The sequence below is a fragment of the Shewanella sp. NFH-SH190041 genome, from assembly GCF_024363255.1.
GTDB lineage: Bacteria > Pseudomonadota > Gammaproteobacteria > Enterobacterales > Shewanellaceae > Shewanella.
Window position 1 is genome coordinate 2653569 of record NZ_AP026070.1, and the last position, 12230, is coordinate 2665798.

7 protein-coding genes are annotated in these 12230 nt (G+C 50.9%); 1 reads left to right on the top strand and 6 read right to left on the bottom strand.

The features are described from left to right. Nucleotides 1–382 precede the first annotated feature (382 nt). Nucleotides 383–1651 carry a RidA family protein gene (locus NFHSH190041_RS11815; RefSeq protein WP_261922036.1) on the top strand — a complete coding sequence of 423 codons (1269 nt, stop codon included), beginning with the start codon at nt 383–385 and terminating at the stop codon, nt 1649–1651. A 120-nt stretch (nt 1652–1771) separates the two neighbouring features. Here NFHSH190041_RS11815 and NFHSH190041_RS11820 read toward each other — a convergent pair whose 3' ends face one another. From NFHSH190041_RS11820 to ygfK, 6 genes are all read right to left on the bottom strand, one after another. Next, nucleotides 1772–3385 (bottom strand): phosphatidylinositol-specific phospholipase C, encoded by a 1614-nt coding sequence (locus tag NFHSH190041_RS11820; RefSeq protein ID WP_261922037.1) that lies wholly within the window; start codon nt 3383–3385, stop codon nt 1772–1774. Nucleotides 3386–3864: 479 nt separating this feature from the next. Then, nucleotides 3865–4737 (bottom strand): FAD binding domain-containing protein, encoded by an 873-nt coding sequence (locus NFHSH190041_RS11825; RefSeq protein ID WP_261922038.1) that lies wholly within the window; start codon nt 4735–4737, stop codon nt 3865–3867. Further along, nucleotides 4731–5201 (bottom strand): (2Fe-2S)-binding protein, encoded by a 471-nt coding sequence (locus tag NFHSH190041_RS11830; protein ID WP_261922039.1) that lies wholly within the window; start codon nt 5199–5201, stop codon nt 4731–4733. Before NFHSH190041_RS11830 ends, NFHSH190041_RS11825 begins: the two co-directional genes overlap by 7 nt. Next, nucleotides 5191–7392, bottom strand: coding sequence for a xanthine dehydrogenase family protein molybdopterin-binding subunit (locus NFHSH190041_RS11835; protein WP_261922040.1), 2202 nt, complete (start codon nt 7390–7392; stop codon nt 5191–5193). Before NFHSH190041_RS11835 ends, NFHSH190041_RS11830 begins: the two co-directional genes overlap by 11 nt. A 278-nt stretch (nt 7393–7670) precedes the next feature. After that, a complete protein-coding gene (ssnA, locus tag NFHSH190041_RS11840; protein ID WP_261922041.1) occupies nt 7671–8996 on the bottom strand; it encodes a putative aminohydrolase SsnA in 1326 nt (441 codons plus the stop codon). 15 nt (nt 8997–9011) lie between these two features. After that, nucleotides 9012–12164: a putative selenate reductase subunit YgfK gene (gene ygfK / locus NFHSH190041_RS11845; protein ID WP_261922042.1), complete on the bottom strand. Its 3153-nt coding sequence runs from the start codon at nt 12162–12164 to the stop codon at nt 9012–9014. Between the last annotated feature and the right edge of the window lie 66 nt (nt 12165–12230).

Consider the following 12230-nt stretch of genomic DNA (forward strand, 5'->3'; position numbering starts at 1 on the left):
TTTATTTCATTCATCACCAAATCAGAGGTAAACATCGCACAGCAAGCAGATTTCAGCGTTTAACACTGCAATCAATGAAAATCCTGACCAATAACACCAATCAATCGCAAACAAAATATAAAACAAAATCCCGCCAAAATAGCCTAACATTGATAAGGAAATCAATAAAAAAACTATCAAGATGATAATATTTAAATAATAAGATCTTGATCATTTTTTCTAAATAAAAACCCCTTCATATTATTCCTGACCAGATTAAAAGATTACCGGTTGTGTGCGGCTTACCATTCAATTTTCTAGCTGAAAAACAATCTGATTTTATCTGAAAACCGGCAATTTAAATCATCACATTAAAAACATATTAAAAAGGGAATAAATCTATATGACCAGCGGTATCATTAAAAATTCAAGAAACACGGAGCAGGCACCGTTAAATGCAGCCTTCACCCAAACTGTCGCTTTCTCTCACTACAACAATATTTCGGCCCAGTTACCTGTTGATGCAACCAGCGGCAAATTAGTTGAAGGTGGCGTAAAGGTGCAAGCGGCTCAGTGTCTGGCCAATATCCAAGCGATTGTAGAAAGCATCGGTCACGGCCTGCACGATGTGGTACGGGTAAACGTTTATCTGCAAAATATCACTGATTTAGAAGCCGTTAACGAAGTTTATGCCAGCTTCTTTGCCAGCTATCAGCCTACCCGCACCGTTCTGGCGGTTGCTGCCCTACCACTGACTGGCGCGTTGGTACAAATGGATGCCGTTATCACCAATGGTGAAGGTTCAGGTACTCAGGCACCATGCGATCTGGTGAAAATTGTACGTAATGCCGCCGCAGTGCCTGCGAGCACACTGGCTAGCCACAGCGTTGCCTTCTCGCACTACAACCATATCTCAGCCCAGCTGCCGATTGATGCCAGAACCGGCAATATCGTCACCGGTGGCGCAAAAGAGCAAGCGACTCAGTGTCTGAAAAACATCAAAGCCATTATGGAAGGCATTGATGTGCCATTTGATGACATCGTTAAAATCAATATTCATCTGCGCGATCTGGCTGATCTGGATGCAGTTAACCAAGCCTATACCACTTTCTTCCCTGACAGCGGTATTGCAAGAACAGTTGGCTATATGCCGGCCCGTGCTGTCGTCGTGGCAAGTGGTCTGCCTATGGATGCACTGGTACAAATCGATGCGACCGTTTCCCACGGTGATGGCACACCACCACAAGCTGTTGAAGATCGCCACGGTATCGTGATCAAGCCAAACAACACTGAGCTGGCACCTCGCAGCCCAGTGTCAACTCAGACTGTTGCCTTCTCTCACTACAACAATATCTCTGCCCAACTGCCAATCGATCTGCAGACAGGTAATATCGTTGCAGGCGGTGTACATGAGCAGGCCAGACAGTGCTTAAGCCATATCAAAGCCATTGTTGAAAGCATCAACCATGTGATGGACGATATCGTTAAAATCAATATTCAGGTCAGCAATGTAGCCGATCTGGATGCCATCAATGATGTATATGCCACATTCTTCAGCGGTGATCTGCCAGCCAGAACCGTTATCGGTGTCGCAGCAATGCCCCATGGCGCACTGGTACAGATGGATGCCATCGTTTCTAACGGCGAAGGTACGCCTCCTGCGGTGAGATAATCCGGCTTTAGCCCGGCCGGTAGGTTATACCGGTAAGCAAAAGGCGGAAGCACTCGCTTCCGCCTTTTTTATATTCACGCTAAACCTAATTGGGATCAGCGTTTATTTTACTCAGCGAAATTAATCCACCTTAAGGGTTCCCAAGTACAACCACTCGTTATTACTGCGTTTGTTGGTGGGGAAATAACCATAGTTACCGTCCCGACGAAGCATAAAGAGCTCATCATCTCCGGTGTAGCGATTCTGATACAAGTACAGACTTCCCTGCTTTTTGTCACCCGCCTCACCGTCTTTCCAACGATTCAGGGCAATACTTTCCCAATCACTGTTACTGGTACCGGCTGTAGGCAATGCCGCCCGATAATCTCCGGCCAGACGGAACAGCTCAACTTTACCGGTATTGGCATTGTTATAGCGATAAATATCACCTGTGTTACCGGCCTGCCCGGGTGTCCTCATTCCCAGATACTCCCAGTAACGGTTAGAGCGAGCATTCGTTGGGTAATACCAATACCAAGACGTTTTTAGGCGAAAGAACTCAATTTTCTTGCTGTAAGGATTGGCATAAACATATAAATCACCAACCTGTCCCCGCTTAGAACCTGACCATGTTTTCACCGACAATTTGGCGACTTGATCATTACAGTCGTCACAGTCGCCACCTTTATTTGTGGCCAAAATATCGGCACGATTATTGGTACGGATAATATTATCGACTAGCTCACCACCGGGGAAATCCGCAACGACAACCCCCAAGTTACCGCCCAATTTGCCTTTGGCTATCCACTGGCTGGTTAGCTGATTCGTGCCAGCATAATAGACATAACAATACTGCCACCAGCAATGCCAACGGGGAAAGTCCGCCATATGGTTACGATTCCAAGTCAATACACCTGTCCACATTTGCCAGGCATTATTGCTGGTACCAGATTTACCACTGGCAACAAAAAAAGGCGCAGCACCACCATTGCCAGACAGATAATTCAGTGAAATGCGACCACTACTCACGGTGCGAAAATGTGCTTTAACGCTTTCCCACTTGCTATACAAGGCTCTGGGATTAGCAACCCGATACTTATCCTGAATATGCAGCGCCCCACGCTCAATGCCGATATGGTTGCCAAACACATTAAAATCGCGAATAAAAACAAACTTGCCACGCACATCCCCCAAAGTTGGGTTATTACCGGAAGGCACGGTATTATTGTGTCGATATTGATTCAGTACCGCATTGAAACGGCGGAAAAAATCATGCTGATATTCTGCTGCGCCACCTTCATTCTGCATGCGGATCAGTACCGTTTCAGTCGGGTAGGCATCAAGGAAGTTCGATACTGTTTGCAGGAAGTCCTCAAAGGTCTGATATTGAGGCACAAAGCCATGGTAAGCCTGTAATTTTCCGTTGCGGTACTTAAACCTGACGTCTAAATAACGAACCCCCATATCCAATTGATCAGCAACGCTCAAAGACTGGGTCTGGGCATACGTGCCACCATAGCGGGATAGGGAATTATGGGTACCGGGAATGGAGATATTGGCCAAGCGAACATTATCGCTAAGCGCCGACATCCAATCCTGATTGCGGTAACCTGCGGTGGAATCATGGTTATATGGCACCTTGTAACCGGGAGTCATGTCGCCATCCAAAGCAGCCATTGCCGGCAACGTCACTGCGCCGGTCAGGGAAACGATAGTACCATATAATAAATTCAGAACTTTTTTCTTTAAAATCATATTACTATTCTATCTCTCTGGTTGGTTTGACTTACGACGCTGCCTGGGTTGGCAGTATGTCCGGCGCCCCGATACCGGTAGAAACACCCGATTACAGCACATAAACCGTTCACATATTGATAACACAGCCAATTCAACCAACTCAACAGTCAAAATCAGTCAGTTAGATATAGTAAAAACAAAAATCTCCACAGAAAGTGCAGAGTTATGAAAGAAAACAGGGAATTGCGACCAGACCGGCTGAGGCTAACTTATGATCCGGCGCTTACTAGAACAAATCTGCATATTACTATCACAGATAGAACTTGACCTTATCAATCGACTTAAATCCTGCAGCTTTAAACCGCAAAATAACACCAGACAAGACGCCAGAGAACATAGCGTAAAACACGACTTGCCAACATTAACTTGCCCGCACTTATAGGCATGTGACAGCAACATTGACGCTGCTGTCACATGCTAAAACGTAACATTCACCGTTAACTGACCAGCAAACGGTTAAAACGCTGCAACAGGTTCAATGCTGTGGTATGACGGTATTGCGCCGTTGAGCGTTGATCATCAATCGGCCGGACCACCTGCCCATAGGCGTGCAGCAACTCCTGGCATAATCCCGTTTCTGGATGACTCAACTGCGAAACAGGCTGCCCAATAACCAATGCCTCGAGCGCCCTATCCCGCACCACAGTGGGTGCCACAGCACCAAACGCCACGCGCCAGTCAGTTACAATCCCCGCTTCAATTCGAGCCAGCCCGGCAAATGCAACTTTGGTCAAGGCATTGGCCGCCCGCGTACCCACCTTATGGTAATGGCACAAAGGCAACTCAGATGGTTGCGGCAGTTCGATATGAGTCAGCATTTCCCCTTGTGTCAGCGCCGTCTTGCCGGGGGAAAGAATAAACTCACTGATGGGCAGCGTGCGCTGCTCGCCAAGTTTTGCCAGCACCACACGGGCATCAAGCAGGTATAACGGCGGCAAGGTATCCGCAGCAGGCGAGGCATTACAAATATTCCCTGCCAAGGTGGCGCGATTACGTAGCGCTGGCGCAGCAATGCCACTTAAACTCTGCTTTAGCAAATTGGGCACCAGTGGACTGCGCAGCGCCTCAGCCATAGTCACCGCTGCCCCAATACGGACAAGGTTACCATCAGCCGACATAGCGGGTGAGATCTGCTTTAATTCCGCGACACGATCAGTAAACACCACATGGTGGTGAAACTCGGCAGGCACATTGGGACGCACCCGGCAACGCACCATCAGATCTGTGCCGCCGGCAAACAATATATGCTCACCGCTGGCCAAAGTATCAAGCGCCTGTGCCAGCGTGGTAGGATAGGATACAGCTACCATAATCCTGCTCCTTTTTCAGCGGCAATACGGGCAGCATCCACAATCATGCCGTAACCCGTACATCGACACAGGTTGCCAGAAATCGCCGTGCGGATCTCCGTCTCACTTGGGTGCGGATTTTCCACCAGCAAAGCATAAAGGGCCAATACCATTCCCGGCGTGCAGAAACCACACTGTACCCCTTTGGCTTTCAGCAGCGACTCAATCACCAACATACCTTTAGGATCTTTTTTCAGCCCTTCTAAGGTCATTAGCTTAGCCCCGGCCACCTGACTGATGGGGATCAAGCAGGCATTCACCAACTGATCGTTCATCAAAATGGAACAGGCCCCGCACTCGCCCTCATTGCAACCATCTTTGGCCGACACGGCACCTAACTGATGGCGCAGGGTATAGAGTAGTGATTGCATCGGCTCCGCTTTGACAGTCACCGACTCACCATTAAGCACAAATTTAATGTCCATATTTGCCTCCCCCATTGTGACTGACAGTTTCACCCTCACTGTGATACATGGCCGCAGAAATGCGCTCCGGCGTCACGGGCAAGGCGTTAAAGTGCAAACCACAGGCAGCTTCCACGGCAGACACAAAGGCCGGCGCGCCACCATTATGGGTCAATTCCCCGCCCCCTTTGGCCCCCTGTGGCCCATAGGGATATGGGTTTTCAACCAACTCAGAATGGATATAGGGCACATCCAGTGCCGTGGGGATCACATAGTCCGCCATACTCTGCTGCGCGAAAGTGCCATCGGCAGTCAACTCCAGTTTTTCCATGGCGCCAAAGCCCAAAGCCTGCACGGTACCGCCATCAATCTGGCCGCGGAAAATTTGGGCATCAATGGCATGACCCACATCAAAGGCACTCCATACCCCGGTGATACGGGCTTCGCAACTGGCGGTATCAAGGGAGACTTCCACCACATTGATGCCATAACTGGTGCTCTGATAAGCATTGCCCTGATAACAAGTTTGATCCCAGACATGGTATGAAGGCTTTTTGTAAACCTCTTCGACTTCCTGATGCTCCCGGGCGTGCCAGCGATCTTTCAGTTTTAACGCTGCCCGCTCCAGGATATACCCAACAATCACAATCGAGCGACTGGCCACAGTCGGCCCTGAGTCCGGAACCCAGTCAGTATCCGGCACGGCGATATGGACATTATCAATATCGGTTTTCAAGGTGGAGGCCACAATCTCACGAAACGTCAAAGACAACCCCTGACCAATATCGGTATTGGACACACAAATCGTGACCTGATCGTCACTGTCCTTGACCAGCTTAGCTCGCGCTTTTACCAAGGTATCTTCCAGATCTCCGGCAAAGCCGCAGCCATGCTGGAAAAAGGCCAACCCGATCCCCCGGCGTTTACCGTCAACTTCCCCTTCCTTGGCAAACTGAGCAGCCTTGGCATGGTAATCGGAAGCCTGTAACACCCGCGCGAGCATATTCTCTAGTACTAACTCACCGAAAATCGGCGCGCCGGTCAGGCTGACGGAGTCAGATTTCAACAGATGGGCCTGCTTGAAGGTCAGAGGATCTCGCCCCAACTGTTTTGCCACATGGCTCATATGGGTCTCAATGCAGAAGCAGGTCTGGGGCGAGCCAAAACCACGAAAAGCCCCTGTAGGCACAGTATTGGTCGCCCAGGCTTTGCCGCTGATGCGCACATTAGGAATGTCATAGACATTGGTGCCCGTGGTAATAGCGCGTTGCAACACAATGCCGGACAGGCTGAAATACGCCCCGGAATTTAAATCAAATTCGATATCCATGGCGATAATACGGCCATCGGCATCCACCCCGGTACGATAGCGAAACTCCACCGGATGGCGCTTAGAGCTGGCACAAATATCTTCCCGGCGCTCCAGCAATACCCTCACTGGTTGCTGCAGTTTTTCCACCGCCACGGCCAAGGGGCCGGCCAAAATGGACGGGTAATCCTCCTTACCGCCAAAACCACCGCCAGTAGGGCACTGGATCACCCGTACATTGTCATGTCCCAGCACGGTTCGGGCACAATGGTGCACATACCAAGGGCATTGCATTGAGCCCTCAATCACCACCTTGCCATCTTTGACATATCCCACGCAGCCTTGGGTCTCAATATACAGATGTTCCTGATATCCAGTGGTCAGGGTTTCTTCAATCACGTGATGGGCACGCTGCAACGCGGTATCCACATCTCCTTTGGTGACCACATGGTCATCATAAAGATTGGGTACACCATCGGCTTGGGGAGCAAAGGCATTGAAACTGATGGCGCCATCAAGGGCGGCTTTGGACTGGCTAAGTGTAAAGGCGGGGGTTAACGGGTGGTAATCAACGCTGATTTGGCTGAGCAACTGCTCAAGTAACACAGGATCTGGCCCCACCAGCAGCAAAATCACCTGGCCGATATAGCGCACCTCAGTATCGGCGAAGGCCGGCCAGTCACTGGTGACGATGGGCACCTGATTCTCCCCCGGCACATCGGCGGCAGAAAATACATGATAACCCTCTGGTAGCGGGGGAAGATGGACTGCCGTTATCTTGCCCCGGGCGCAGGATGAGCGATAAAAGCGCCCTTCAAGCAGACCGGGATACTGGCGGTCGGCAACATACTTCGCTTCCCCTGTGGCTTCCGGCCACTTGAATCGAGCATTAAGCCTTTCCATACGTACGTCTCCATACGAACTCTGTCTCTGGCATACCTGTTATGCCGCTTGCTGCCGGGGCAGCCGGGCGATACAGGCGGTAAAAACAGTGTGCAAAGCAGCACTGCATCAGATCAGCAAAGGGCAGAAACCTGCGTCCCTGCCCTGTCCGGTCAACCGGACTGCGCTTAGCTTGCATCGCCACTGACATAGCAGTGATATAACAAACTAATCTCAGCTGACCCTAGGGGATAACCCCATAGCCCGGACGACATCCCTGCCGACCGAGCCGCATCCTACTAGAGGGCGTCCATCGCTTTCCATACCCGCTGTGCCACTTTGGCCGCTTCGGCATAAATTGGCGCAATATCAAATGGGAAGGCGCGATCTTCATACACAAAGCGACCTTCAACCACCACACTGTTAACCAGGCCGGAGTTCATACCAAAGGCCATATGACCCGGCAGATTTTCCGCCACCAGCGGTGTTGGACTGGTGTAGTCAAGGATGGTCAGATCGGCCTTATATCCGGCTTCCAGTCGGCCAAATTGTGCGCCGAAGTTACGGGCCAGCACTTCATTGCCGTTATGCAACTGGGCAACAAAACTGTCCGGCCATAATGGGCCACCAGCATCACGGTGTTTAAAGAAGGCAAATTTAAGCTCTTCAAACATATCCGCGCCGATACCATCAGTGCCGAGTACCACATTTTTGAACCGGGTCAGCTGCTGGTTGTAGCCGACATTGTTGTTCATATTGGAGCGGGCATTGTGGGCCAGGAAACCATCACGGGTATTGAGGATCTCCACATCACTGTCAGACAGGAACAGACCATGAGCTAACAGGGTTTTTTCATTGATAAGCCCAAAGCTGTCCAGCCGCGCAACAATATCCTGACCATAGTGATGGTGGCTGAAGGCCACATCATACTTATCCTCAGCCACATGGATATGCACGCCGCGTCCCGTGGCTTTGACCGCCTCAGCCATCATCGACAGCCCTTCGTTAGTGACTGTAAATGGCGCGTGGGCACCGATATGCGCTTCCACCAAATAAGGCTCTTCCCCTTTGACTTTGGCCGCATCAATCAGCTTGGCGAACTCGATGTTCTCCTCAACCCCCAGCGCCATCTCCTTGTTGCCGCCGTTTCGGTCGGTAACTTCGTAACAGGTCATGCCCCGCAGCCCCGTCTCGATAAAGCCTTTTCTCAGGGTATTAAGCGAGCCCTTGATAAAGCTGGGAGATGCGTGGTGGTCAATCACAGCGCTGCAACCACTGCGAATGGCTTCCAACGAACAGATAAGGCCGGAGTAATAGGTCGCCTCTTCATCCAGCGCGCGGTCCATCCGCCACCAGAGGTTTTTCAATATGGAGATAAAGTCCGGGCTGGGGGCGATATTGGCAATCACCCCACGGGACAGGCCAGAGTAGAAGTGATTATGGGAACAAACGATCCCCGGCATTACCAATTTACCTGCCATATCCTTAACCTGAGCCTGAGGGTATTTCTGCGCCAAATTGGTGCCGACTTCCTTAATCAAGCTGCCGTCAATCAGGATATCTACCCCAGCTTTTACCATGGCCGGTGCGAATTGCACCGCGGTTGCGTTTTTCAGTAACAACATGCTGCAATTCCCCCGTTAGAGTTCCACTTTACCCAACAGATACTTATGGTTGGTGTAGACATAGCTGATGATCCGCCCTTGATCCGCCATGGTTTCTGGCAGTTCAATCTCGCCGTCATCGGCAATCATGGTGGTGAACACCTCACCTTGATGGCGCACTTGCACCTTGTGGCCGTCGACAAAGAAGCCAGGATTAGTGCTGGTGGCAAAGTCCTCTGCCAAGTTAAAGATGGTGAACTTGTCCTTGTAAGGCTTGGCATCCCATGGGCAGAACTGAGCACAGTTACCACATTCGTTACAGTAGGCATCCAGGTGCAGCGTTTGGTACTGATCGTGGAAGCCGGGAACGGGTAAAGAGATATTGGCGCGGTTCGGGCACACATCGACACACTTGCTGCAGACGTAGTTACATTGCAGACAACGTTTGACTTCCTGCTCAACGAACTCGCCGGTATTCGCTGCCTGACGCTGCTCAGCGGCAATCATGCGCACATCAATGTCGCCCTTACGGCCATAGACTTCTGCCGCTTTCACCTCACAACGCCTGTCTCCTACAAACTCAGCGATATCCGCTTCGGTAACGGCTTCACGGGCCAAAATGGCAGATGCTGCTTTGTGGCCACCATTGATGGCTGACACAATGGAAGACGGTCCGGTCTTGGCATCCCCCATCAGGAACACATTCTCAACACCCGTTTCACCAGTCTCAGCATTTACCTGTGGCCAGCCGTCTTCGCCCATCGGGATCCCCATGGCGCTCAGTACATCACGGTTGGTCTGCTCACCCACAGCCGTGACCATGGCATCAATCTTCAGCTCAAAGGTGGTATCGGTCGCCACTGGGCGGCGGCGACCTTTTTCATCTGGCTCACCCAAGGTCATTTCCCGGGCCACCAAGGTGCCATCGGCGTGGAAGGCTTCTGGATTTGTGAGGAAGCGGAACTGAACGCCATCTTTCAAGGCTTCATCGTACTCTTCTTTATAAGCTGGCATTTCAGCTACAGTGCGGCGATACAGCACAGTCACCTGCTCAACCCCAGGCACTTTCAACGCAGCGCGGGCACTGTCCATCGCCGTGTTACCGGCACCAATCACAGCCACATGTTTACCCAAAGAGCCGGGCTCAAACCCGCCGTCATTAAAGCGACGCAGGAACTCCAGTGATTTATGGATATTGCTGTTATCACCACTGATGGCAATCGGGTTGCCCTTATCAGCGCCGATACCCAAGCAAACATAGCCATAACCACTTTGTTTCAGCACCTCGATATTCAGATCAGCCTTGCAGCCATACTCAATATTCACCCCATGGGCGGTGACAAAGTCGATATCATGCTGAATGGTTTCAGCCGGAATACGGAAGCGAGGAATAATATTGTTTACCACGCCGCCAGCGCTTTGCTCTTTTTCAAAAATGGTCACAGGGTGGCCGGCGCGTGCAAGGAAGTAAGCGGCAGATAAGCCTGCAGGACCAGCACCTAATACGGCAACCGGCTGCTTATCCCCTTTGATGGTGGGCTGATGCCATTTCGCCTTATAGCCATCCCAGCCTTTTTCCAGCGCCACTTTCTTCATTTCACGAATGTTCAGCGCGCCTTCATAATCGCGGCGGGTACAGTTGTACTGACACTGGTGATCACAAATATGGCCGGTAATGGCAGGCAGCGCATTGCGGGCGTAGATGACCTCCAATGCTTCAGTGTATTTCTGCTCGCCCATCAAGCGCATATATTCAGGAATATCCTGGCTGATAGGGCAAGCCGCCACACAGGGCGCGACATAACAGTCGGTCAAGGGCACAGGTTGATTGACGGAGATCTCTTCTGGGCCACGCCAAGCTTTCTGGGTGTATTCCGCCACTAATGACTTGGCCGCCAGCGCTTCAAGCTTCACCAGATCAACCTGCTCCATACCCCACTGAGTGCTGTCATCCAGCACTTGGGCACACTGGCTCATGCGCAGGTAGCCACCGGGCTTAAGCAGATCAGTCGCCATGGTGATAGGACGAATACCGGTTTCAAAGATTTCCTGAATATTGAACTTAGAAGCACCACCAGAATAAGAGATTGGCAACTGGCCATTAAATTCCCGGCTCAGCTCCAGCGCCACATTGATAGACAGCGGGAACAGCGCGCGGCCAGACATGTACATCTCTTTATCTGGCAGGCGACCTTTGCCGTTTAATGTTCCCAGAGTATTGGTCAGCTTAACGCCAAACCCGACGCCCAATTGTTTCCCCAGATCCCGCAGGCGATGCAGCATGGCTTTGGCATCATTGATCTGCAGGTCATGGCTGAAAGACTCTTCACTGAGCTGCACATAATCAAACCCGGCACTGTCGAGGATTTCCCGCACCCGCTTAAAGCCCAGCAGTGTTGGATTCAACTTCACAAAGGTATTAATGCGCCGCTCTTCAATCATATAACGGCAGATGGCTTCAATTTCATTCGGCGGGCAACCGTGCATGGTTGACAGGGTTACACCGCGGGCAATTCTAGGGCAAATACTGTCCATCACCCGGTGCAATACATTTTTTGCCTGACCGGGGAACAGCTCGTTAATCATGGGGTTAGAATCGATAAAGGCTTTTGCCTGACCGATATAAGCGCTGAACTTGGCATGCTTGCTCGCATCGAGCATATTGTCGATATATTGCTGCATTGGGTCGGTTAAAATCCCGGCCAAATCATAACCAACACTCATATTGAAGATAAAACGGCGGGGTTTGACATCACCCTTGGCAGCATTGCCCTCTTCAGGGAAAATCTGCTCCAGCAGGTGCAGGGCAACCCAGGCTTTCAGATACTCATCATAGGCTTTCACCAAGGTAAATTCAGTCGACCACTCAGTGTTGAAGCATTCATCTTCCGCATCAATACAAGGCTTGGCGATTTCCAGAGTGTCGAGCTTCTGAACGGTTTTCAGCTCCATAAAGCGGCCACCGGCCAACCAGGAGGTGATGATATTCTGAGCCAGCTGGGTGTGTGGACCGGCTGCCGGGCCGATGGCGGTCTCGCAACGCTCATCCCACACTGACATGCCTTTGTTGTTGTCTTTACGGTAAAACTGTTTCGATGGGATCCCAAAAATAGACCGGCTTTCCTTAAACTCGCTAAACATACGGTTAAGCAACTCGCCGAATGGGACAGGACGCATGATGTCTCCCATGGTAAATCTCCTTTTACTGTATTTTGTTTTTATCTTCACAGTCAGAACAATTCATCTTGCAAATTC

Excerpts from the sequence above, each read along its gene's own strand:
- NFHSH190041_RS11815 (WP_261922036.1), top strand. The coding sequence starts at position 383 with ATGACCAGCGGTATCATTAAAAATTCAAGAAACACGGAGCAGGCACCG.
- NFHSH190041_RS11820 (WP_261922037.1), bottom strand. The coding sequence starts at position 3,385 with ATGATTTTAAAGAAAAAAGTTCTGAATTTATTATATGGTACTATCGTT.
- NFHSH190041_RS11825 (WP_261922038.1), bottom strand. The coding sequence starts at position 4,737 with ATGGTAGCTGTATCCTATCCTACCACGCTGGCACAGGCGCTTGATACT.
- NFHSH190041_RS11830 (WP_261922039.1), bottom strand. The coding sequence starts at position 5,201 with ATGGACATTAAATTTGTGCTTAATGGTGAGTCGGTGACTGTCAAAGCG.
- NFHSH190041_RS11835 (WP_261922040.1), bottom strand. The coding sequence starts at position 7,392 with ATGGAAAGGCTTAATGCTCGATTCAAGTGGCCGGAAGCCACAGGGGAA.
- ssnA (WP_261922041.1), bottom strand. The coding sequence starts at position 8,996 with ATGTTGTTACTGAAAAACGCAACCGCGGTGCAATTCGCACCGGCCATG.
- ygfK (WP_261922042.1), bottom strand. The coding sequence starts at position 12,164 with ATGGGAGACATCATGCGTCCTGTCCCATTCGGCGAGTTGCTTAACCGT.